The organism is Pseudomonas sp. CBS (assembly GCF_024734645.1).
Lineage (GTDB): Bacteria > Pseudomonadota > Gammaproteobacteria > Pseudomonadales > Pseudomonadaceae > Aquipseudomonas.
Genome location: NZ_CP102929.1, coordinates 1,889,196 through 1,912,475, shown reverse-complemented (window position 1 = coordinate 1,912,475; position 23,280 = coordinate 1,889,196). Strand labels below are relative to the sequence as shown.

General features: G+C 62.1%; 18 protein-coding genes and 1 pseudogene. 10 read left to right on the top strand and 9 right to left on the bottom strand.

Translation table 11 applies throughout. From position 1 onward, the window contains the following. Positions 1 to 43: 43 nt before the first annotated feature. The 5 genes from NVB75_RS08555 to NVB75_RS08535 all read left to right on the top strand — a co-directional run bounded on the left by NVB75_RS08555 (position 44) and on the right by NVB75_RS08535 (position 5,223). The gene (locus tag NVB75_RS08555; protein WP_258346828.1) at positions 44 to 1,240 is read left to right on the top strand and encodes an SfnB family sulfur acquisition oxidoreductase; all 1,197 of its coding nucleotides are present in this window, start codon (positions 44 to 46) and stop codon (positions 1,238 to 1,240) included. A gap of 12 nt (positions 1,241 to 1,252) precedes the next feature. Then, the gene (locus NVB75_RS08550) at positions 1,253 to 1,594 is read left to right on the top strand and encodes an acyl-CoA dehydrogenase (protein WP_017477002.1); all 342 of its coding nucleotides are present in this window, start codon (positions 1,253 to 1,255) and stop codon (positions 1,592 to 1,594) included. Further along, complete coding sequence (locus tag NVB75_RS08545; RefSeq protein WP_258346826.1) at positions 1,594 to 2,985, top strand: LLM class flavin-dependent oxidoreductase; 1,392 nt, start codon at positions 1,594 to 1,596, stop codon at positions 2,983 to 2,985. The genes NVB75_RS08550 and NVB75_RS08545 overlap by 1 nt, the downstream gene beginning before the upstream one ends. 145 nt (positions 2,986 to 3,130) lie before the next feature. Beyond that, on the top strand, positions 3,131 to 3,718 hold the full coding sequence (locus NVB75_RS08540; RefSeq protein WP_258346825.1) for an AMP-binding protein: 588 nt from the start codon (positions 3,131 to 3,133) through the stop codon (positions 3,716 to 3,718). Between the two features lie 86 nt (positions 3,719 to 3,804). After that, positions 3,805 to 5,223 carry an FAD/NAD(P)-binding protein gene (locus NVB75_RS08535; RefSeq protein ID WP_258346824.1) on the top strand — a complete coding sequence of 473 codons (1,419 nt, stop codon included), beginning with the start codon at positions 3,805 to 3,807 and terminating at the stop codon, positions 5,221 to 5,223. A gap of 122 nt (positions 5,224 to 5,345) precedes the next feature. Here NVB75_RS08535 and NVB75_RS08530 read toward each other — a convergent pair whose 3' ends face one another. The 4 genes from NVB75_RS08530 to NVB75_RS08515 are packed head-to-tail and all read right to left on the bottom strand — an operon-like array spanning position 5,346 to position 9,978. Further along, entirely contained in the window at positions 5,346 to 6,611 is a 1,266-nt protein-coding gene (locus NVB75_RS08530; RefSeq protein ID WP_258346823.1) for an efflux RND transporter periplasmic adaptor subunit, read from the bottom strand. Next, positions 6,601 to 8,082, bottom strand: a complete 1,482-nt coding sequence (locus tag NVB75_RS08525; protein ID WP_063028725.1) for a TolC family protein — start codon at positions 8,080 to 8,082, stop codon at positions 6,601 to 6,603. The genes NVB75_RS08530 and NVB75_RS08525 overlap by 11 nt, the downstream gene beginning before the upstream one ends. After that, positions 8,075 to 9,274 carry an ABC transporter permease gene (locus NVB75_RS08520; protein WP_218264236.1) on the bottom strand — a complete coding sequence of 400 codons (1,200 nt, stop codon included), beginning with the start codon at positions 9,272 to 9,274 and terminating at the stop codon, positions 8,075 to 8,077. Before NVB75_RS08520 ends, NVB75_RS08525 begins: the two co-directional genes overlap by 8 nt. Further along, complete coding sequence (locus tag NVB75_RS08515) at positions 9,271 to 9,978, bottom strand: ABC transporter ATP-binding protein (RefSeq protein WP_258346822.1); 708 nt, start codon at positions 9,976 to 9,978, stop codon at positions 9,271 to 9,273. The genes NVB75_RS08520 and NVB75_RS08515 overlap by 4 nt, the downstream gene beginning before the upstream one ends. Before the next feature lie 363 nt (positions 9,979 to 10,341). On the opposite strand from NVB75_RS08515, the gene NVB75_RS08510 reads away from it, so the two are divergent. Then, on the top strand, positions 10,342 to 11,094 hold the full coding sequence (locus tag NVB75_RS08510) for a TetR/AcrR family transcriptional regulator (protein WP_003211721.1): 753 nt from the start codon (positions 10,342 to 10,344) through the stop codon (positions 11,092 to 11,094). 230 nt (positions 11,095 to 11,324) lie between these two features. On the opposite strand, the gene NVB75_RS08505 is transcribed toward NVB75_RS08510, so the two are convergent. After that, positions 11,325 to 12,170, bottom strand: a complete 846-nt coding sequence (locus NVB75_RS08505) for an alpha/beta fold hydrolase (RefSeq protein WP_258346821.1) — start codon at positions 12,168 to 12,170, stop codon at positions 11,325 to 11,327. Between the two features lie 106 nt (positions 12,171 to 12,276). Here NVB75_RS08505 and NVB75_RS08500 point away from each other — a divergent pair, with 106 nt between their 5' ends. Continuing rightward, positions 12,277 to 13,140 (top strand): LysR family transcriptional regulator, encoded by an 864-nt coding sequence (locus NVB75_RS08500; RefSeq protein ID WP_258346820.1) that lies wholly within the window; start codon positions 12,277 to 12,279, stop codon positions 13,138 to 13,140. On the opposite strand, the gene NVB75_RS08495 is transcribed toward NVB75_RS08500, so the two are convergent. Beyond that, positions 13,141 to 14,202, bottom strand: a complete 1,062-nt coding sequence (locus NVB75_RS08495) for an FUSC family protein (RefSeq protein WP_063028737.1) — start codon at positions 14,200 to 14,202, stop codon at positions 13,141 to 13,143. It abuts the gene before it with no gap. A gap of 154 nt (positions 14,203 to 14,356) precedes the next feature. Further along, a pseudogene (locus NVB75_RS08490) lies at positions 14,357 to 15,981 on the bottom strand (NADP-dependent glyceraldehyde-3-phosphate dehydrogenase). Positions 15,982 to 16,140: 159 nt separating this feature from the next. On the opposite strand from NVB75_RS08490, the gene NVB75_RS08485 reads away from it, so the two are divergent. After that, a complete protein-coding gene (locus NVB75_RS08485; protein WP_258346819.1) occupies positions 16,141 to 17,001 on the top strand; it encodes a Dyp-type peroxidase in 861 nt (286 codons plus the stop codon). Positions 17,002 to 17,800: 799 nt separating this feature from the next. Here NVB75_RS08485 and NVB75_RS08480 read toward each other — a convergent pair. Together NVB75_RS08480 and NVB75_RS08475 are read right to left on the bottom strand one after the other, a co-directional pair. Continuing rightward, positions 17,801 to 18,247, bottom strand: coding sequence for a winged helix-turn-helix domain-containing protein (locus NVB75_RS08480; RefSeq protein ID WP_258346818.1), 447 nt, complete (start codon positions 18,245 to 18,247; stop codon positions 17,801 to 17,803). 72 nt (positions 18,248 to 18,319) lie between these two features. Next, positions 18,320 to 21,538 (bottom strand): type III effector HrpK domain-containing protein, encoded by a 3,219-nt coding sequence (locus tag NVB75_RS08475; RefSeq protein ID WP_258346817.1) that lies wholly within the window; start codon positions 21,536 to 21,538, stop codon positions 18,320 to 18,322. 563 nt (positions 21,539 to 22,101) lie between these two features. On the opposite strand from NVB75_RS08475, the gene NVB75_RS08470 reads away from it, so the two are divergent. Together NVB75_RS08470 and NVB75_RS08465 are read left to right on the top strand one after the other, a co-directional pair. Then, complete coding sequence (locus tag NVB75_RS08470; RefSeq protein ID WP_003207273.1) at positions 22,102 to 22,263, top strand: hypothetical protein; 162 nt, start codon at positions 22,102 to 22,104, stop codon at positions 22,261 to 22,263. A 115-nt stretch (positions 22,264 to 22,378) separates the two neighbouring features. After that, complete coding sequence (locus tag NVB75_RS08465; protein WP_258346816.1) at positions 22,379 to 23,272, top strand: FHA domain-containing protein; 894 nt, start codon at positions 22,379 to 22,381, stop codon at positions 23,270 to 23,272. Positions 23,273 to 23,280 lie beyond the last annotated feature (8 nt).

The window sequence follows — 23,280 nt, the reverse complement described above, 5'->3', positions numbered from 1 at the left end:
CCTGCAATTACCCCAGTATCTCTCTGGAGCCTGGAGTCGGCCCATGTCAGCCCAACCCCTGCAACCTGCTCACATCATTCGCTCAGACGCCGAAGCCATTGCCGTTGCCACCGAGTTGGCCAAGCGTTTCGCCGTCGAAGCCGGTGTGCGTGACCGCGAACGACGCCTGCCGGTGGCCGAACTGGATGAATTCTCCGCCAGCGGCCTGTGGGGCATCACCATTCCCAGGGCCTACGGTGGCGCCGGGGTGTCCTATGTGACGGTGGCCGAGGTGATCAAGCTGATCTCCGCCGCCGACCCGTCCCTGGGGCAAATTCCGCAGAACCACCTGGGCGTTGTCGACATTCTCCTGCAAACCGCCAGCGAGGAACAAAAGCAGCACTACTTCGCCAAGGTCTTGCAGGGCTACCGTTTCGGCAACGCCTTCTCCGAAGCCAAGAGCAAGAACGCCGGCACCTTTGATACGCAAGTGCGCTTTGACGGTGACAGTGCGTACGTCAATGGCGAGAAGTTCTACTGCACGGGTGCGCTGTTCGCCCATATCGTGCCGACCGTGGGCGTCAACGAAAAAGACCAGGCGTTCATCGCCTTTGTCGAACGGGACGCGCCGGGCCTGCAAGTGATCGACAGCTGGGACGGCTTCGGCCAGCGCACCACCGCCAGCGGCGGCGTGACCCTCGACGGTGTGAAGGTGCCGCTGAGTGCGGTGATCCCCGCCCACCAGGCCTTCGACCAACCCACCGCCAACGGCCCGATTTCCCAGATCATCCAGGCAGCGGTGGACACCGGTATCGCCCTTGGCGCGCTGGAACAAGCAAAAATCCATGCACGCCAGGCCCGGCCCTGGATCGACAGCCAGCAGGATCACGGCTGGCAAGACCCGTTCACCATCGCCGCCATCGGCGACCTGGAATGGCGGGTCCACGGCACCGAAGCGATCCTCGCCAAGGCCGGCCTTGCCGTCGACCAGGCCCTGGCCAACCCCAACGAAGACACCGTGGCCAATGCCTCGCTGGTGGTCGCCCAGGCCAAGGTGTTGTCAGCCGAAACCGCGTTGCTCGCCAGCAGCAAACTCTTCGAACTGGCCGGCACCCGCTCGGTATCCGGCAAGCACAACCTCGACCGCTTCTGGCGCAACGCACGTACCCACACCCTGCACGACCCGGCCCGCTGGAAATACCACCTGATCGGCAACTTTGTGCTCAACGGCGTCAAGCCTGCACGCCATGCCTGGAACTGAGGAGCTGCATCCATGACCGCACTGAATCAGGCGCGCCAACTGCTGGAAAGCACCCGGCGCTTTGTCGAGAAAAGTGATGACCCCTACGTGATCAGCCGCTTCGGCGATTTGCAGATTCGCGTGGAGGTCGCGGCCGCTTTGTTCGAGCGTGCCGAAACCCACCCCAGCCCGGTTGCCCTCACCGAAGCGCAGATCGCGGCCGCCGAAGCCCTTATTGCCGCCAGCAACGCCGAATTCGAACTCACCGGCCAGCGCACCGCACTGCCACCCACCCTTGATGATCCCTTGCGCTGGAAATACCAGATTGTCGGCAACTACCACCTCAACGGTGTCGCCCCCCGGAGTACTGTTTAATGCCTCGTGAAATCCGCTTGAATGCCTTCGACATGAACTGTGTCGGCCACCAGTCGCCAGGCCTGTGGGCGCACCCGCGTGACCGCTCGTGGCAGTACAAGGACCTGGAGTACTGGACCGACCTGGCGAAAATCCTCGAGCGCGGCAAGTTCGACGGCCTGTTTATCGCCGATGTGCTGGGTATCTACGACGTCTACAACGGCAACGGTGACGCGGCGATTCGCCAGGCCACCCAAGTGCCGGTCAACGACCCGCTGTCGCTGATCGCCCCCATGGCGCTGGTCACCGAACACCTGGGCTTTGGCCTGACGGCTTCACTGTCCTTCGAACACCCGTATCCGTTCGCCCGGCGCCTTTCCACCCTCGACCACCTGACCAAGGGCCGCGTCGGCTGGAACATCGTCACCTCGTATCTGGAAAGCGGCGCGAAGAACCTCGGCCAGAAAGCCCAGACCGAACACGATGCGCGCTACGACTACGCCGAGGAATACCTGGAGGTTTGCTACAAACTCTGGGAAGGCAGTTGGGAAGAGGGCGCCGTGTTGCGCGACCGCGAGCGGCGGATCTTCAGTGACCCGAGCAAAATCCACGAGATCCGTCACGTCGGCAAACACTTCCAGGTGCCCGGCATTCACCTGTGCGAGCCTTCGCCACAACGCACGCCGGTGCTTTACCAGGCCGGCGCTTCCAGCCGAGGCAAACAGTTCGCCGCCGAGCAGGCCGAGTGCGTGTTTGTCGCCGCGCCGTCGAAAGTGCTGCTGAAGAAAACCGTTGCTGACATCCGTCGGCGTGCGGCTGAGGCAGGCCGTGATCCGAAGAAAATCCTGATCTTCAACCTGCAGACGGTGATCGTTGGCGAAACCGACGCCAAGGCCAAGGCCAAGTTCGAGGAATACAAATCCTACGTCAGCTACGAAGGCGCAATGGCCCTGATCTCCGGCTGGACCGGTATCGATTTCAGCCAGTTCAAGCCTGATGAACCCCTCAAACATGTGCACACCAACGCCATTCAATCGGCGGTGGAAGCGTTCTCCACCGCCGACCCGAACAAGGTCTGGACCCCGAACGAACTGGCAGACTGGGTCGGCATCGGTGGCTTTGGCCCGTTGTTTGTCGGCGGCCCGGAAACCGTGGCCGATCTGTTGCAGGAATGGGTTGAGGAGACCGATGTGGACGGCTTCAACCTGGCCTATGCACTGACCCACGAGACCTTTATCGACGCGGTCGAGCTGCTGGTGCCGGAGCTGCAGAAGCGTGGCGTGTACAAGACTGAATACGCCCAGGGCACCCTGCGAGAGAAATTGTTTGGAGACGGCGCGCGCTTGGCGGACAACCATCCCGGGGCCAGCTATCGTGACCTTGGTCCCTTGCGCAAGACAAACGTCGCGTAGCAGCTGTCGAGCCTTGGCGAGGCTGCGTCAGCGGCCTGCCTGACACACCGCAAACGCAACCTCGCCAAGGCTCGGCAGCTGCTACGTGAGTCAACCCGGCCAGCGGACCACCGCATGCTTGTTTCACCAATAGGAGCATCACCCTATGAGCGTGCATGAACTCGAACTTCCGCTGGATGTGGAATGGCCCGCCGAACGGGTCACGGTGCTGCCCGAGGCGTTGGCGCAATTGCGCCATTGGGCACAAGTGACCCCGTTGCACAGCGCCCTGCGCCACAAGCGTGACGGCCAGTGGTACGCCTGGCGCTGGATTGATGCGCTGCGAGATGTCGAGCGCCTGGCTGATGGCTTGCGTCAGCAGGGCTTTACCGAACAGTCGCGGCTGGCCCTCAGCGGTGCCTTCGAACCCGGTCTGTTACTGCTGGCCCTGGCCGCCCAGGTAATCGGTGGCCAGATCCTGACCCTGGCGGATGACCTGAAGCCTGCTGCCTTGCAGCAACAGGTGTGGCGCATCCGGCCTACCCATGCGTATGTCCCTGGGTTTCAACCGTTGGCGGTGGTGCAACGGATCGACCCCGTGGACACTTCACAACGGCTCTGCCGCTGGTGGCAGCCTTCCGGCAAGACCGAATTGTGGAGCGAAGAGAGTACCCATTGGCAAGGTGGCCTGGCGGCGGTGCTTGAGCAATGGCTGAAGAGCGGCCAAAGCCTGGGCTTTCCACAGTCGAGCTGAACTAGGCGTCCCCTGTCGATGTGCTGGATACTGCACGGGGCGATGTTTACCACAACCATTCAGGCAGACAGTAAGGGCGCAATTTCATGAGTGAAACCGAACGCGGACAGGCGACGAGCGCCATTCGCAACGCCGATGTGCTGATTGTCGGCGGCGGCCTGAGCGGGACGATGCTGGCGGTGCAGTTGCTGCGCCTGCCGGGCAAGCGGCAGATTCTGGTGATCGAGCCGCGCCAGGAACTGGGGCGCGGCGAGGCCTACAGTGCGGTAGAGCTTGGGCACACCTTGAACGGCAACGCCGCCCGCATGAGCGTCGACCCGGACAATGCCGATGACCTGACCCAGTGGCTGACCGCCTACATCGCCGACGGCGGTTGGCCCGAGTCGGATCAACAGCACGTGCCCATCAGTGAACTGTTCCCGCCCCGTGGGATTTTTGGCTTGTACGCGCAACAACGGCTGGCGGAGGCCAAGGCGTTATCGGCGTCGACCGTCGAGCATGTCCGCGCCGAAGTGGTAGACCTTGAGGTGGACGAACATTCCACGCTGTTGACCTTGAGCGACGGCCAGCAACTGCGCGGTACGTTTGCCGTATTAGCCACCGGCATGTTCCCGGCAGCGCGTACACCACAGACCGAATCCAGCGGCTTGAATGCGGCAGCGGTCGACCCGTGGGATGTGCAGGCCATGACCCAACTGGACCCGCAAGCCACGGTGCTGATCATTGGTTCCGGGCTGACCATGGTGGACGCCGTGGTGTCCCTGGAACAGGCCGGTCATCGCGGGCCCATCGAGATTTTTTCGCGCCACGGCCTGCTGCCCCACGTGCGCCGGCAGCCACCGGCCTGGGTCGACTTTCTGGGGGAAGACCACAGCCTGCGCAGTCCTCGGCAATTGCTGCGGGAAGTACGCCGCCAATGCAAGCTGGCGCTGGAGCAGGGAATCGACTGGCAAGCGCCGCTGGACACCGTGCGCGCCCATATCGGGCGTTTGTGGAGCCAGGCCAGCGAGGCCGAGAAACGCCAGTTCGTGCGGCATATTCGGCCCTGGTGGGAAAGCCATCACCACCGCTCGCCGCCCTTGAGTGCCGAGTTGGTGGCGCGGTTGCACGGGGAAGGGCGGTTGCGGATTCGGGCAGCTTCGTACAAGGGGCTGGTGCCGTCGCAGGGTGATGTCACGATTCGCCTGCGTCCTCGTGGCGAACAGGCCATCGTTCAGGTGTCGGGGGCTGCGTTGATCAACTCCAGCGGGATTGAATACGACTGGCGGCGCGTGGCCCGGCCGTTGCCCCGGCAACTGCTCAAGCGTGGGTTGATTCAGCCCGGGCCGCTGGCGTTGGGGATTGCGGCGGATGTGTCGGGGGCGGTGCTGGATGCCAACGGGCAGGTGAGCCCGCGACTGTTTGCCATGGGCCCACCGTTGCGCGGGATGTGGTGGGAAAGTACCGCAGTGACGGATGTGGCGATTCAGGCCAAGGCACTCGCCGCAAGGTTGGCACGCATCTAATAATGTGGGAGCGGGCTTGCTCGCGAAGGCGGTGGATCAGTCGACTGATAGGTTGACGGACACTCCGTATTCGCGAGCAAGCCCGCTCCCACATTTTGATCTTCATTCGCCTTTGGGCCGATTCAGGAACCGACCTTCACAAACCCCGGCTTCAACCCAAACACCTCCACCCCCTGCGCCGTCGACTGCCCGGTTGTCACGGTCACCCGCTCCACTGGCTTGTCCATCGCGGCCCGATATTCCACCGTCATCACACCGTCCCCGCGACTGATTGCCTGGGCCGGTACGACAATCGCCTGGTCATTGTTGTAGGTCACGATGGTCAACCGCGCACTCATCCCCAACCTTACCCGTTGCAACTGTTGCGGGGTCAGCTTGGGAATCGACAGGGTGACCGGAAATTGCGCGCTGCCCTGGCTGTCGCTGGCAATCGCCAAGCCACTGACCACGCTGACCGACCCCGTCAGCCGTTCCCCGTCAAACCCGTCGCCCAGCACCTCCACCGCCTGCCCCTGGTGCAACTGGTTGATATCCAGCTCCGAGACCTTGGCGACGATTTTCAGCTTCTCGATATTCGCCAGTCCAAACAGCACCTGACCCTGGCTGACCTTGCTCCCGGCCTGCACCGGCGCGTTAGTGTTCCCGCCGCCCTGGGCCGATGAGTTACTGCCCGGCGCCGGCACTACGATGCCGGAGAACGGTGCCTTGACCTCCTTGCCATCAAGCAAGGTGCGCAGTGCTTCATATTTCACCGTGGCATTAGTCAGCTCCATATCGGCGATCTGCCGGTATTCGCCCTTGCCTTGTTCAATCGCCTGTTGCAGTTCGCTGCGGGCCGCTATCAGGTCGAGTTGTTGCTGGGTGGCCTGTTGCTTCAGGTCGTCGAGTTCGTTGCGCGGGATGATGCCGCGCTTGAACAGGTTTTCGCTTTCGGTGAGTTTGCGCTGGGTATTGCTGGCGGTCATTTCGGCGGTGCGCAGGCCGCGCCGGGCGCGACCGACTTGCTGGCCGCTGTCCCAGTCCTGCATTTCCTGCACGGTGCGCCGGGCCTTGAGCTGGGCGGAGAGGGCGTCGCGCAGTTGCACTTCGAGGGTGGCCGGGTCCATGCGCAGCAGCACCTGGCCGGCCTCCACCCGTTGGCCCTGTTCCACCAGGTTGGCCTGCACGTTGCCGTCGAACGGCGCGGTGAGGGTGAAGGTGGTGTCAGGCTCGATCTTGCCCACCAGGCCGATCTGATGCACCAGTGGGTCGACCTTCACCTCCAGCCATTGTTCGGCGTTGCCGGGTTGATTGGCGGCCGGGCTTTGACGGCTGAGCAGCGTGATGCCGACAGCGGCCACCAGCACAATCAACACGGCACCCAACAGGCGCTTCTGATTAGTAGTCATTGAGGGCGATTTCCCAGCTTTCCAGCGTCATGCCCAGGGTCAAGTCGAGCTGAGTCTGGGCGTTCAAATAGGCAATCAGCGCATTGAGCCGTGAGTTCTCGGCGTTGCGCAGGTCGGTTTCGAAACTCAATACCTGGAAGTTCGTGGAGCGCCCGGCGCTGAGTTTTTCCCGCTCGATTTCGATCTTGCGCCTGGACAGCTCCACCGCCCGCTGGGAAATTTCATACTGGCGCCAGCGGGTGCCCAGGTCGCGCACCACATCGTTGACGCTGCGCTCCAGTTGCTGGCGGGCGTCGGCGATGATGATCTCCTGGTTTTCCACATCGACCCGCGCGTGCACCTCGGCCTGGCGGGTGCTGATATCCCCGATGGGAATCTGCACCTGCACGCCGGCGTAACTGTCCCAGCGCCGGTTATTCGAAGAGCCGTTGTCGTTGTCGGTGGCGGCCCGAATCTGGTTGGCGCCGGCCACCAGGTCCACCTGCCAGCGACCGGAGTCCTTGGCGATCACCAGGTTGAGGTCGGCCTGCTGGCTGCCGAGCAGGGTGGCGAGGTATTCCGGCTGCTGGTTCTGCGCCAGGATGAAGGCCTGGCGTTTATCGATGTCCATGGGTTTGGCTTCCAGGGCCTCGGTGGCGCGGATCGGCGTCGACAGGTCAAGGGCCAGCAGGCGCAGCAGGGCCAGGCGGCTGGTGTCCAGTTGGTTCTGGGCTTCTTCCACCCCCAGTTGCTGGGTGGCGATATCGGCTTCGGTCTGCACGATCTCGAACTCGGCCATGCGTCCGGCACTGATCAGCGCCTTGTTCACTTCCAGCAAGGTGCCGGAGCGCTTGAGGGCATCCTGCACGATGGTCAGCTGTTCCTGGGCCCGCAGCAATTCGCGGTAGGTGGCGATGATGTTGCTGATGGTCTGCGCCACGTTGGCCTTGAGGTTCAGGCGGTTGGCCTGCTCCGACAGGCGGGACAGGCGCAGCGGGGCGGTGGTGGCGTCCCAGCCGGCACCGCGCATCAGAGGCTGGATCACTGACAGGTCGAGGCCGTCGCTGCGGTAACGCCCGGCGCGATCGGCGTTGTTCAGTTGCTGGGTCCAGTTCATGCTCAGGCGTGTGCCGTACTCACCGAGCAAGGTGGCATTGGGCGCCAGGTTGGCGTTGCGGGCGCTGTCGTCGGTGCCCTTGGTGGCGCGGTAGTAGCTGTTCAGGGTCAGCTTGGGGTTGAACGTGTCTTCGGCCACCCGCAGGTCGAATTTCTGCGCCACCCGTTGCAGGTACGCGCTGCGAATCGCCGGGTTGTTGCGCAGGCCCAGGTACACCGCGTCGCCCAGGGTCAGGGTGGTGGACTGGGCATTCAACGACACGCCGCGGTCATAGCCGCTGCGGGTGGTGCTGGGCGCCGACGGGCGAATCACCACGTCGGCGGCCACGCTGTGCAGGCTCACCAGGGCGGTCAACAACAGCAGCCGTTTATTCATCGCGCAGGGCCTCCACCGGCTGCAGACGCGAGGCCGACACGGCCGGATAGATCCCGAAAAACAGCCCCACCAGCAAGGTGCTACCGACCCCGAGCGGCAGCGCGGCAACCGCCAGGGAAAACTGCCAGCCGGACATCCAGGCATACAGATAGGCGGCAGTCATGCCCACGACCGCGCCGCATAACGCGCCGACAGCGGTCAGGGTGACGGCCTCCAGCAGGAACAGGTTGCGAATGTCCCGCTGGCGCGCACCGAGTGCCATGCGGATCCCGATTTCCCGACGCCGCTCCGAGACGTTCATCAGCATCACGTTCATCACCCCCACGCCGCCGCCCACCAGGGAAATCGCGCCCAGGGCCAGCAGCAGATAAGCGAAGGTACGGCTTTGGCGGGTCATGCCGTCGATCATTTGCTGGGGCACCTGGATGTCGACATCGTGGTCGGTGAGCTGGGTTCGCAACGCCACGGCTGCATCCCGGGCGACACGCTCCATGTCCTGGCCGGGAGTGGCGCGGATTACCACATTGCCGATTTGCGGGCTGAAGTAGATCCGGCGCATGCCCGGGGCTGGGACGAACAGCGATTCGTTGGCCTGTACAGGGATCAGCATGGCCCGGGGCTGGTTTTGAAGAATGCCCACCACCAGGTACAGGTAGTCATTGATGCGCACCCGGTCCCCCAGTTGCAGCGGGTCGCCGGGAGCACTCAGGGCCTGGACGACCTGTTCGCCGACGACCGCGTAGGTTTCCCCCGCGTCGAAGGTCGACAGGAAACGCCCCTCGCGCACCGACAGGCGCATGGCGTCCTTGAGGTCTGGCGTACTGCCGACAAAGCTGCCATTGAAGGTGCGGCCATGGAACACCACCGGGCCGCTGAACATCGAAATCGCGCCAATATGGGCGATGCCGGGCACGCTGCGGCGCACCGCCTCCAGGTCCAGGCTGGCCGGCATAGGGGCAATGCTGGCGCCCTTGGGCGGGAACTGTGCCACCAGCGTGTCAGTGCCCATGTCCTTGAAAATCATCGCCGCGTCTTCGGCGGCGTTGTGCCCGATATTGATCAGCGCCACTACCGAGGAACTGCCGATGACGATGCCCAGCAAAGCCAGGATCGAGCGCTTGCCCAGGGTGCGCAGGCTGACAAATGCCTCATGCAGCAATTGGCTCAGGCTTTGTTCGACCCGCAGGCTCATAGGCGCCGGGCCTCTTGCACCACGCCATTGCGCACCAGGATCTGGCGGTTCAGGCGTTCGGCAATGTGCGGGTCATGCGTGACGATGATCAGCGTCACCTGCTGCTCGCGGTTGAGCGCCAGCAACAGGTCCATGATCTCCTGGGCGGTGGTGCTGTCGAGGTTGCCGGTGGGCTCGTCGGCAAGGATCACCGAGGGGTTGCCGACTAACGCGCGGGCGATGGCGACCCGTTGGCGTTGGCCGCCGGAAAGGTCGGCCGGGCGATGGTGGGCGCGCTCGGCCAGGCCCACCTGGTGGAGCATGCGCATTGCCTGTTCCAGCGAGTCATGGCGTGACACGCCGCGATAGCTCAGGGGCAGGGCGACGTTGTCCAGGGCACTGAGGCGTGGCAGCAGGTTGAAGCTTTGAAAGACGAAACCGATCTGCTGATTGCGGATCGACGCCAGTTGATCGGGGCTGGCGCTGAAAATGTCATGGCCGGCAAAACGGTACTGGCCGCAGTCGGGCAGGTCGAGCAGGCCGAGAATATTGAGCAGGGTGCTTTTGCCGGAGCCGGATGCGCCGAGGATGCCGCAGCTGTCACCGGTTTCGATGGCCAGGCATACATCATTGAGAATCGACAGGTGCTGGCCGGCCAGCTGATAGCTTTTGCCGATGCCTTGCAGGGAAATGAAGCCTGAGTGCGCGGGGATATCTGTCATCATGACTACGCCTGCAGCCTCGACAGTGCCGTGCTTCCCCCGAAAATTCTTGTAACAAGTTCAGGGGCTGCCTGGTACACGTCACGGACTGGTTTTATTTCTTGTTTTTAAAATATTGTTTGAATACTAACCGCGATCCCGCCGTTCCGCCAGCCATGGATATAGAGCGGTTTTACCCCTTGAAACGATTCTTCTACGAGGCATTTCAGGCGCCTGAAAAGTCCATCAGCTACCCTGAATGAGCCCGGCTCTGTTGGGTTTGGATAGTATGGCGCAGTGTCACTACTTGCTTTCAGGCAGCGGCCCCGGTATAAAAAATCAAATTAATTTTTAAAACAATATTTCCGCAGTGGAACCCCACCCCCTATGGTCGCGAAGAAACTCAGCGCTCCAAACGTTACCAAGACTCGATTGCTGGATGCGACAGAGGCTCTTTTCATCAAATACGGCTATGACGCCGTTTTGTTGCGGCAGATTACCGAGAGGGCCCAGGTCAATCTCGCTGCGGTGAATTACCACTTCGGGGACAAGGATTCCCTGATGAAGACCCTGCTGATGCAGCGCCTGGAGCCGCTCAACGAGCAGCGCCTGGAATTGCTGGCAAGGTGCGAGGCCGAATCCGATGGCCCGCTGGACTGCGACACCTTGCTGGGTGTGCTGTTCGCCCCGGCCATGGGCCTGGAGCGCAGCGATCCGGCCAGTGGGGAAGGGCGTTCCTTCATCCGTTTCCTGGGACGGGTATACAGCGACACCTCGCCGTTTATCCAGGAATACCTCAAGGTGCATTACCAGCCGGTGTTCCAACGCTTTTTTGAAGCGTTCGCCCTGGCATTGCCAGACCTGCCGCGCAACGAACTGGGGGTTCGCTTGCAATTTGCCCTCAAGGCAATCTCCGGGGTGATGGCCGGTACCGAGCTGCGCTTGCTGATGAACTCCATGAGCCTGGGACGCCCGGCTACGGATGCCGAGGTCATGGCCAAGCTGATTACCCTGGTGTCGGCAGCGATTCGTGTGCCGCAGCAAAGCCCTGAAGCCGAAACGGCCCTGGCGCGGGTGCTCGATACCCAGCGCGCGATACGTGAACAAGCGGCGTCGCCTGTCAACAAGGTTGCTCGCTGACCCCTCAAGACCGGCTCGCAATGAGCCGGTTTGCTTCGGCTCCTCTCTCCAGAAACCGTGTAAACACTCAAATCCCGGGCAAAAAAAACCCGCTGGGGCGGCGGGTTTTTAACTACAGCGTTTGTAACGGATGAGGCTTCACACTACGTTCCCAGATGTGAATAAAACGTGAAAAATATGTAAGAGAAAGTGTGAAGTCTATTGGCTTGTGTATACCCGACAAATGGCGGTCAGCGCTGACCGTGAACCCGGCCAATAAAGTCCAAAAGGTACTCACTCACCCGCTCCGGCGCATCCTCCATCAGAAAGTGCCCGGCGTTTTCCACCACCTGCAGCACAGCCCCACGAATGTCGTTTTGCAGGCGATGTGCATACGCCAGCGGCTGCCATTCATCTTCAGCGCCCCACAAAATCTGCACCGGCAAATCAATGCCCGGCAGGCGCTCCGCAAAATCGGCGGTATACCGCGAGTCGTAATGCGCCACCTGATGCTGGTAGAACGCCGGCTGACCGATCACGCCACTGATCGGCGCCAGGTATTCCTCCAGCAGCGCGCCCTGCATCACGCTCTTGTCGAATACGGCCATGGCCAGTTGTCGGATCATCAACGCCCGGTGTTCGTCGGGCGCCATGCGCGCATGTTCGGCAAATCGCTGATGAATCCCGCGCCAGGTGGGCGATGGCCACGAGTCATAGCTGGGTGCGTCGGCAATCGTCAATGAGTGCACCCGCTGCGGATGGTCAAGGGCGAACAGCAGCGCGTTGACGCCGCCGATGTCATGGCCCACCAGGTGCACCCGCTCAAGCCCCCAGTGGTCCAGCAGATCGCCGATCAAGCGGCTTTGTGCGGCCACCGAAGTATCGGCCTGGAGTGGACGCTCTGAAGCGCCAAAACCCAACAGGTCGAACAAATGGACCTGCATGCCGGCGGCAGTCAGGTGCGGGACCACATTACGCCAGATGATGGAATGGGCGGGCGTGCCGTGCAGCAACAGCACCGGCAGCCCTTCACCATGGCGGCCAGTGGCGATGCGCCAACCGTTGATCAGTGCGGTTTCGTTAAGCAGGGCAGTCATGACAGATCCTCGCGGTGAATGAAGGCTTTACCCTAAAGCCCGGCTGGTCATGACACCAATGACAACTTACTCTCTACCTATCCTGTTTTTGTCATAGGTGTTGATCATGAACCAGCGACTGCCCATTGATGTGCTGCGTGCCCTGCAAACCGTGGTTGAAACCGGCAGTGTCACCCGTGCGGCCGAGCGCCTGAACCTCAGCCAGTCGGCGGTCAGCTGGAAGATCAAGCGCCTGGAGAAACAACTCGAACGGCCATTGATCCAGCGCGAGGGCCAGCGCCTGGTGGCCAGCGATGACGGCGCGCAGCTGCTGGTCCACGCCCGGCGCATCATCGAGGCCCACGACGCAGCGTTGGCGCATTTCAATCCGGTGCAGTTGCAAGGCTCCATCCGCCTGGGCGCCACCGAACAGGTGCCGATGGCCGAGCTGTCGAACTTGCTCGGCCAGTTTTCCCGGCAACACCGCCAACTGGATGTGCGGATTGTGGTGGAACAGAGCCACGTACTTCGCCAGGCCCTGGTGGACCGCGAGCTGGACCTGGCGCTGCACCAGGATTTCATCCCGCGTATCGAAGCGCGGGACCAGGTGCTGTGGACCGAACAGGTGCACTGGTGCGCCCGGCCCGGCTGGCAGGCAGCGCCTGACGAAAGCGTGCGGCTGATCACCTTCGGCCCCGGCTGTTTTTACCGGCAACTGGCCCAGGAGCGCCTGAGCGCCTTGGGCATTCGCTGGCAGGTGGTGGTGGAGTGTGGGTCGGTGGAGGGTGTGGTATCGGCCATCGCCGCCGGGTTGGGCATCGGCCTGCTCAGCAGTGACCATCTCGACAAGCGCGTGGAAGTGTATCGCCCTTTCGAGCAGCAGATGCCGCTGCCCGAAGTGGCGAATGTGTTGCGCTTTGCCGAGGACAGCCCCGAGCCCCGGTTACAGGCGTTGCAGCAACTGTTGGTACAGGCGCTGCACCGGGGCTGATCAGATTTTCCAGTGGCTGGCGCTCTTGGCCAGGCGCTGGCGCATGCCATCAATGTTCGCCGCCAGTTGCAGGGTCAGTAACCGGTAGCCATCCAGAGCGTTGACCACCGGCACTTCAAAGGTCTGCTCGTGGGTTGGCGTGTTGCTCGGCCGTTCCAGCCGGTCGGTGGCCCCGGATTGCAGTGCCCGCGCCATCCCGATCAACTGCACCCGGATCTGCCGATGCTCGGCCTTCAAGGCCACTTGCATACGCGCCAGGGCTTCCTTGTCCCGTGGGTCGGGCCGGGTGTTGCCGAGGATCTCCAGGGTGCTGATGCACATCCGCAAATGCCGCTGCAGGGTGTCCAGCTCGGTCATGGAAATCCGCACTTCCTTGGACACCGACGGCATCAACGAACGCAGTTGCAGCATCGCGGCGTTCAGGCGATTCAGCAGCTTGAGGTGTTCATCGTCGGTAACCGATTGGCCGCTGATGATCCGGCTATAAATTGCCGCGCAATCGCGCAAGGCACTGGCCAGGTTGTAGCGCCAGGAATACACCGCATACAGCGGCAGGGCGAAGGAAAACGCCAGGGCCAGGACGATGCCGATCAGGATGTCGACCGTGCGCCACAGCCCGTCCGATATCGGATTATCGCCATGGCCCGCGACGATAAATACGGTGATGGCCGACAGCAACGCGATGTATCCGCCCTTGCCGATGGCGTGATAGGAAAAGAACCCGCACACCACCGACATCAGCAAATAGGTCAACAGCGGCTGCCCCAGATACGCCTGTTGCAGCACCAGCAGCAAACCGACGCTGGCGCCGATCAACGTGCCGTATGCACGCTCGACGGCTTTCTTGCCGATATTGCCGTGATGCTGCAAACCGCCGATCACGATCAACATCGTCACCGAGGCCCACTCACCGTGGGGCAGGTTGATGCCGGTGGTCAGCAGGATCGTGGCCAGCAACCCAATGGAAACCCGTACCGCGTGGATCAATTTGGCGTGACGGTAGCGCCGATACGGGTCCAGCAACGGACGCAGCAAGCGGCGGGCGAAGAGAGGGAGATTCATTGGTATCAGGGTAACCTCGTTGTTCAGGCTTCACTCAGTTCCAATGTGGGAGCGGGCTTGCTCGCGAAGGCGGCGTGTCAGTCAATACATCCGGCGACTGAACCACCGCTTTCGCGAGCAAGCCCGCTCCCACATTTTTAGATCGGTGTCGGGCTCAGAAAATATAGTCAGTGGTCAGAAAGCTCGACGTGCGCTCCTGCAGGATATCGCTGACCAGTTCCTTGTTGCTCGCCTGGAACTTGGTCGCCACCAGGGTACGGATCGAAAACACCCGCAGCGCATCATGCACCGACAGCGTGCCCTCGGCCGAGTTCTTGCGCCCGTTGAACGGGAAACTGTCCGGCCCGCGCTGGCACTGGGCATTGATATTGATCCGGCCCACCTGGTTGGCGAACGCGTCCACCAGGCGCCCGACTTCCCTCGGGCTGGTGCCGAAGATACTCAGTTGCTGGCCGAAGTCCGATTCCAGTACGTAGTCGATCACCGTCTCCAGGTCGCGGTAAGGCACGATCGGCACCACCGGGCCAAACTGCTCCTCGTGGTACACACGCATCTGCGGGTTCACCGGGTACAGCACCGCCGGGTAGAAAAACGAACCACGGCTGGCGCCGCCATTTTCGTTCACCACCTTGGCGCCATGGGCCAGTGCGTCGGTGACCAGGCCGCCGAGGTAATCGACCTTGCCCTGCTCGGGCAGCGGCGTCAGCGACACACCGTCTTCCCACGGCATGCCAGGCTTGAGGGTCGCCAGCTTGCGGTTGAATTTCTCGATAAAGCTGTCGACCACGTCTTCATGCACAAACAGGATCTTCAACGCGGTGCAACGCTGGCCGTTGAACGAGAGCGAACCGGTGACGGCTTCGTTGACCGCATTGTCCAGGTCGACCTGCGGCAGCACGATCCCAGGGTTCTTCGCATCCAGGCCCAGCGCCGCGCGTAGGCGGTGGGGTTTCGGGTGCAGTTTCTTCAAGTCACTGGCGGCCTTGTTGGTGCCGATAAACGCAAAGATATCGATCTTGCCGCTGGCCATCAGCGCGCTGACGGTCTCGCGGCCGCTGCCGTAGATCACATTGATCACGCCGGCCGGGAAGCTGTCACGGAACGCCTCCAGCAATGGACGGATCAGCAGCACGCCGAGCTTGGCCGGCTTGAACACCACGGTATTGCCCATGATCAGCGCCGGGATCAGCGTGGTGAAGGTCTCATTCAGCGGGTAGTTGTAGGGGCCCATGCACAGCGCCACGCCCAGCGGTACACGACGGATTTGCCCGAGGGTGTCCTGTTCCAGCTCGAAGCGGCTGGAGCGGCGGTCGAGTTCCTTGAGGGCATTGATGGTGTCGGTGATGTAGTCGCAGGTGCGGTCGAACTCTTTCTGCGAGTCCTTGAGGTTCTTGCCGATCTCCCACATCAGCAACTTGACCACCGCGTCCCGCTGTTCACGCATGCGCCGCAAAAACGCTTCGACGTGCTGGATGCGATCCACCACACGCATGGTCGGCCACGCGCCCTGGCCACGGTCGTAGGCGGCCACGGCAGCGTCGAGGGCGGTCAAGGCGGTATCGGCGTCCAGCAGGGGGTGCTGCCGATGATCACCGGCGTCTCACCGTCGGTGCCGCGCAACTGCACCGGGCTGCGTACTTCGGCCAAGGGGCCGTTCCACACATGCAACTGGCCGCCGACCAGGTAATCACGTTGTTCAATGGGCGCCGCGAGCCGGAATTGCTCGGGAATCTCGGCGGCAGTGGGAAACAGCTGGGCGAGCAGGTTGTCGGTGGTCATGTCGCTACCCCTGGAATGGTTGCAAAACGTGACTAGAGATTCACCCATCAACGGCCCGTGTGGCAAGGGCTAGACGCATTAACCCGCGAACCTTGGAAAACCTTGAGCACAACCGTGAGCTCGCCGGGTAAACTGCGCGGCTTTCTTGAAGGAGTTCACATGAGTCAGTACCAGCCGGGCATTCTTGCCGCACCGGTGCCGTTGCAGGCACGCCATCTGTTTTTTGCCATTGAGTCGCTGGATGCCGTGCCTGCCGCACTGGATGTGCTGGTGCAGTTGGTGGACGCCAGTGCGGTGGTCGGTTTTGGTGAGCCGCTGGTCAATGCCCTTGGCGCCCGGATTGACGGGTTGCGGGCGTTCCCTCATGTGAGCGGGCCGGGGGCGGAGAATCCATCGACCCAGCAAGCGCTGTGGGTCTGGTTGCACGGTGTGGATCGTGGTGAGCTGCTGTTGCGCAGCCGGGCGTTCGAGAAGGCCCTGGCGCCGGGGTTTGGTCTGGTGCAGATGACCGAGGGGTTTCGCTACAAGACCGGGTTTGACCTGACCGACTATGAGGATGGCACTGAGAATCCGCATGATGATGCGGCGGTGGATGCGGCGGTGGCGCAGGGTGGTGCGAGCTTTGCGGCGATCCAGCAGTGGCAGCATGATCTGGATGGGTTTGCGGCGTTGCCGGCTCTGGAGCGGGATCACATTATTGGTCGGCGTCATGGTGATAACGAGGAGCTGGAGGACGCGCCGGAGTCGGCGCACACCAAGCGTACGGCCCAGGAGAGTTTTACCCCGGAGGCGTTTGTGGTGCGGCGGTCGATGCCTTGGGCCGAGAATGGTCAGGCGGGGTTGATGTTCCTGGCGTTTGGGCATTCGTTTGATGCGTTTGAAGCGCAACTGCGGCGGATGAGTGGGCTTGAGGATGGGATTGTTGATGGGTTGTATCGCATTAGTAAGCCGTTGACTGGGGGGTATTACTGGTGTCCGCCGGTGCTTGATGGGCGGGTGGATTTGAGCTTGGTGCGCTGAGGGTTTTGTTTTGGGGGCATATCCGTTATTTAGGTAACGGCCACCTATGGTTTCGCTCTTACAGCGAGTCACTTTGCAAAAGCGGCAAAGTAACCAAAACGCTCTGCCCCGCCTGTCGGCACCTCGCTAGGGCTCGGTGTTCCCTCACTCCGGCATTGCTCCGCGGGCCGCCGCGACGGGCCATCCATGGCCCGGCGCGGCTAAACCGGCGTCCTGCCGGTTTACCCGCTCCGCAATACCTGCGTTCGGCCTCGGGCTTATTGGGGCAGTCAGATCAAGATCAAAAGCAAAAGCACAGCGGCCTCCCGGCCGGCTTGAGTGTTAAAAGCCAGATCAAAAGCCAGAGCGAAAACAAATCTGCTTTTCTGTGGGAGCGGGCTTGCTCGCGAAAAACCTGAGAGCGCCGCGTTCATCCAGAATGCCCGCGTCTTCGTTAACTACCTTCGCGAGCAAGCCCGCTCCCACATTTGGACCGTGCCCGCTTTAGATTTTGATTTTGCTTTTAACACTCAAGCCGGCCGGGAGGCCGCTGTGCTCTTGCTTTTGATCTTGATCTTGATCTTGATCTTAGGCGCCCCGTTAAACCACGCTGGCCGAACGCAGGCTTTGGAGCGTGGGTAACCCGGCAGGACGCCGGGTTAGCCGTCCTGGGCCAGGGATGGCCCATGACGGCGGCCCACGGTCCAAAGCCGGAGTGAGGGCACTCCGAGCCTAAGCGAGGAGCCGAGTGGTGGGGCAAGAGCGTTTTGCTTACTTTTGCGCTCTTCAAAAGTGAGCCGCTGTAAGAGCGGAACCCATTTCAGCCGTTACCCAAATAATGGATATGCCCCCGATCCAAATCCCCCCCCAAACAACGCCGACAACTATAAACCCCCAACACAACCGGCTTTTTCCGAGCCCCACGCTCAACCCAGGTCGGCGCAAAAAACCGATACCCCTGGCCCATCGCGGTCGCGATATAGACCGCATCATCATCCCCCAACGCCCGGCGGATCGCCTTGATCTGCGCCCGCAGGTTGCACTCTTCCACCACCAACCGTGGCCAGGCGATGTCCAGCAATTGGGTCTTCTCCATCAGCTCACCAGGCCGCGAAGCGAGGGCAATCAGCAACGTCAGGGCTCGACTCCCCAAACTCACCGGCTCACCGTTTTTCAGCAGCAGATGACGCCTGGGCAGCAGTCGATAAGGCCCAAAGTGAATTTCAAAAGCGCTGTCTTCAAGAGGGCTGCGTTGTGAATACGTCATGTGATTAACCTTTGTGCATGTTCAAAAACACAACCCCGCGCGGCTCCCTTCGCGCAAGGCTGCAAGGGAAGGTCAGGTGTTGATCGCCGGGATCGGATCTTCCGGATAATCACCCGGCTCCGTAGGCCCGCCAGTCAAACCATATTGTTTGAGCACCGGCACAAGCTCGCCGTAGAACGCGTCCTGCGCCTTGCCGTGAGCATCGGCCAGGGCGAAGGGCAGAAAGGCGCTGCCGATCCCGCCGAGAATCGCCGTAGCCCCGCCAAGGATGCCGCTGATGGTCCCGGCCACCGCGCCGATTTCCGTCGCACCGTACAACCCGGCCCCGGCCTCCACCAGCCCGGCCACCGCCGCACCCGTGCCCAGCACACCGGTGGCCACCGAGAAACTGCCGCTCAGGTAATCACCTTTCTTCAACGAGTCGACACCGCCAATCACCCCGATGACACCGCCGATAATCCCGCCCGCCGAGCCGATAATCTTGCCGGCCGCACCGAGGTTGGCGATTTGCTGCGGACTCAGCGGACCCTTGCCCACCGGCACCTTGCCGGGGAAGTCACCGATGGTGCCGCCATCCGGGCGGTTGACCCAGGTGATGCCGTAACCCGCTTCCTTGGCGTATTTGGTACCGCCCTCCATCAACAGCCCGGCAAATTGCAGCCCGGCGGATACCCGGTTCGCGTCCGCCACCGGCGTGTTGCTGCCGCTGGCGGAACGGGCCATCAGTACGCCGCTCATCAACACCGCACTGCCGATGTGCAGCAGGCCTTGCTTGAACGCCGGGCTGACGTCGCCGAACTTCATGCCTTCGATGGCCTTGGGCAGTGCGTCCGCAATCTTGTCGCCCTGACGCCCGATGTCCCACACCGAACGCAGCATCGACACCACTTGCGCCGGGTCGATCTTGCCGCCGTCCGAGGTGACAAACATCTCTGGATCTTTTTGCTGGGCGTCGTTGATCGCGGCAGTGACCTTGGCTTCGTCGAAGTTGCCCTTGCCGTCCCCCAGGGTGATGTTCAGGGTGTCGGTGGTGGCGCCGCCGAGCAGGGCGTCGCCAAGCGCTTCGTTGAAATTCACCTGCAAGGTGGCGGCGTCATCCGCCGAGGCTTTGTCGCCGAGGAAGGCCTGGGCCGAGGCGGTGCTGGCGGCGAAGCTGCTGGCGGCCACGGTCGGGTCCATGCCGCCGGCCACCGCGTCGGTAAAGGCCTTGCCGGTCACCAGTTGGTTTTTGTAGTACTGCTGGATGTTGTCACTTTGCCCGGCCTTGGCGGCGATGCCGGTCAGGTCCACATGGCCGTTGCCCCCCAGCGCCAGGTTGGCGATGGTCGTATCGTTGGCCGCGTTTTGCAGGCCTATGCCCATGTCGATCTGCTTGCCGTTCTGGTCCTTGGCGTTGAGGTTGTCGTTAAGGTTTTTGCCGGTCTCGATGTCGTCGGTGTAGTAGTTCTGCATCGCGACTTTCATCGTCGGGTTGCTGTCGACGATGTCGGCCAGTGCCGGGCCGCGATTGTTTTGCAGGAAGCCTTGCACATCCGGGTCGGCCGAGAGGGTTTCGATGCCGCTTTGCAGCTGCGCCTTGATCTTGTCTTCGTTGGGGTTGAGGCCGTAATGGGGCGAGGTGTACTTGTCCATCAGCCCGGCGTGGGGCACGTAGTCGCTCACCAGCAGGCGGGTTTGCGCGTCGGTGAGTTGCACCAGCACTGCGGCTTTTTGCTCGCCGCTGTAGTTCTGCGGGTTGGCCAGGATATCGGCGGTCAGGCCCGAGGTGTCGACGCCGGCGACGGCATCACGGGTGGCGGCGCCGTCGAGGAAGGTCAGGGTGTCGCTGTCGGTTTTCGGCGCCTGTTTTTCCAGCCAGGCGCCGATGTTGTCGCGGGTGCCGATGCCGTCCGACTTGCCGGTGGCCGGGTTGTCGCCACCGGTTTCCAGGGCATGGAACATCCCGGGTCTGGACCACATGGCCGCCGCGCCGGTCAGCTCGGTACTCAGCGCCGAATCGCTGCCCAAGGCTTGCAGGTTGTCGGTGCGCAGCATGCCGTCGTTGCTGCGCTGGTTGGCGTCACCGGGGCGCATCGCTGAACCGGCGCCGGCGGCCAGGCTCTCGTTGGCCATCAGGATTGCCGCCGACTTGGCATTGGCCTTGGCCAGGTCGCCGGGGTGGCTGCCGAGGAAGCTGCCATAGGATTTCGACGCAGCGCCGAGGTCCTTGCCGGCGTTGTCGATGAAATGGTCGACGTCCGAATGGGTGATCACGTTGTCGGCCTTGCCACGCCCGCCTGTGTCCAGCGCGGCCATCAGGCTCGGGCTGCTGGCGACGTACTTGAGCACGGCCTGGGCCTCGGGCGGCAGGGTCGTGGGCGGGTTGGCGAAGTCGATCGGCGCACCGTGCAGGCCCCAGGCATCCCAGTTTTGCGAGAGCAATTGCGCGGCCGCCTTGGGCCGATTCAGGTCCAGTTCTTCCTTGGTCGGCGTGCCGCTGGTGTTGCCGGTGATGGTGTCCCAGTCCTTGGCGCCGGATACGCCGAACGACGAGGTGTCGATCCAGGACGTGTCCGAGGCGCCCGCGGCGCCGGTGCTGCCGGCATACAGTTTGGCCACCTGGTCGTACAGCGCGGGAGTGATGTCCTGGGACACGATCACTTTGTCGCCCGAAGCCGTGGTATAGCGAATCAGACCCGGGCCGACTTCTTCGGGTGGGCCGATATTCGCGGCGGGGTCCATGGTTTCGGTGGGGCCGGCCAGGCGATAGCCCTCGGCCTGGCTGGCGTTGATCGCGAACAGCTTGGCCGAATCGCCGCTGACCTGGGCGAACAGCGCGGGTGTTTCCTTCTGGCTGACCACGATTTTGTCGCCGGCACTGGTCTCGTAGCGGATCAGTCCCGGGCCCAATTCCGTGGTACTGCCGATCGCCTTGTAGTTGCCCAAGCCGGGCGCCACGGTGCTGGCGTCGGCCTCCTTGTAGCCGGCGCTTTTGCTGTCAGCCAGGTTCTTCTCAAGGGTCGCATCGCTTTGCTGTGCGTTGTACTGGTTGACCAATTGCTCAAACAGCCTGGGGTTGTCGATCTGCTTGAGGGTCACCGGTTTGTCGCTGCCCAGCGGGGTGTAGGTGATGCTGTTGTTCACCGGTGCCTGAACGTTCTGGTACGGCAGCGGGATGGACGGGCCGCGGATTTTCGAGGGGTCGAATACCGGCCGGTCGACCGCCGTGAACAGGGCTTTTTCAAATGTGCTCCGGGAGCCATCCGGGCCCTTGTTATCGGCAGGATCAAGGCCATTCGGGATCGCAGTCATAGATCACCTGGAAGTTGTCTTATATCAATCGATATTTAGTGCAAGTGCACTAACTGGGGCGGGCGAAAGTTGCGAAGTGTTATTGAGCAGGCCCGCGCCGAGCTATCAAACGCGATGATCAAGTCGCTTTTGTTACAAATGGCAATATCTGCAAAGTTGGGCAATTGGCTATTAGTTAAAAGTGTGAAGTTGTCTGCGTTATTTTCAGGAATCGTTGGGTAGTCAACGTTTTTGCCCAGGCGTTATTGGCCTCTACATTGTTCAAAACCGTTCATCTTTAAGCGAAAGACCCCGTAATCATTGGGTTTCGTCATGTATTGGATTTTCAACAAAAGTTCCGCGCCTGCCTGGGGATGAGATTTTCTCAACGGCAGGTTGAGCGGGATTTTTCACAGCCCCCATCCTGAACGTTTCACAAGCTTTCACAGCGAAGGCGTTTTATTCGTGAGTAGTATGGTTCCCATGCAAACCGACAGCTGCATTGCCAACTCACTGTCTGACGCGGGGAGTTCGGTTCGGTTTGCATGCTGCTTAACTTCCCTATCGATGCAAGGAGATTGAACATGGCTACTACTCCACCAGTAAGTGCAGGCGGCGCCGACGACGCTATCGCGAAGATGGAAGCAACTTTCAACATGGCCATCGAGAAGTCGGCCAAGATCACCGAGATCAGCACCGCGAAAAAAGCAGAGCTCGACGCCACCAAACAGCGTCCGCAGAACTGATTCGCCATACGGGCGGCGCCGGCGCTGCCCGTATACCTGCCTGACCCCGTTGCACCGTTGTTGATCGGCACAGGTGTGGTTGCTGCCTGTGATTCTCAAGGGGGCAAACCCAACCATGACAGCCTTGATTTCCCTGGGCCTGCCCGCCGCGAACGGCGCGCCGACCCTGCTCGTGACCCACGGTTTGCACCAGGGCAGTTCCCTGATGCTCGACCAGCCGGTCTACACCCTTGGCGCTGCCCTGGCAGCCGACCTTCAGCTCAGCGATCCCGGAATCGCCGAACTGCATCTGCGCCTGCGTTTTGAAAGTGCACAGGTGGCCGTCGAAGCCCTTGGCGGTGATGTCCTGATCACTGGCACTGCCGGTGATATCCGTATCCCCCAAGGCAGCGGCCATCGCGCGCGGCTGCCGCTGCAACTGCGCATCGGCACGGCGGGTGTGAGCCTGGCGCTGCCGGGCAGCCCTGAAAAACCGCCGGTAGCCACACGCACCTTCACCCCGTGGATCATTGCCAGCGCCTTGCTGTTTGTGTGCGCCGGTGCCTTGGCCTTTCGCAACGATCCACCGCAAGCGCAGGCCGTACAGTCGGTCGCCGAAAAAGCCGTGGTCAAGCCTTCCCGGGCCGAGGCCAAGGCCTGGTTCGAAGGGCAATTGCAGGCCGCCCACCTGGACGCGGTGAAGGTCAACGACATCGACGGCCAGCTCAACGCCATCGGCTCCTTCGAGCGTGCACAAAAGCCTCAGTGGATCGCCCTGCAACAAGCCTTCGACCAGCGTTATGGCCAGCAGATCGTGCTCAACCCGCGGGTCGCGGTGCGTGCGGATGCGGCCCGGCCCCGGGTGCGTTTTCAAGCCGTGTGGTTCGGCACCCACCCCTATGTGATCAACGACAGCGGCAAGCGCCTGTACCCCGGCGCGGCCCTGGCCGACAACTGGGTACTGGAACGCATCGAGAACAATCAGGTGATCCTCGCCCGTGGCGAAGAACGCTTCACCTTCACCCTATGACGCTGCTT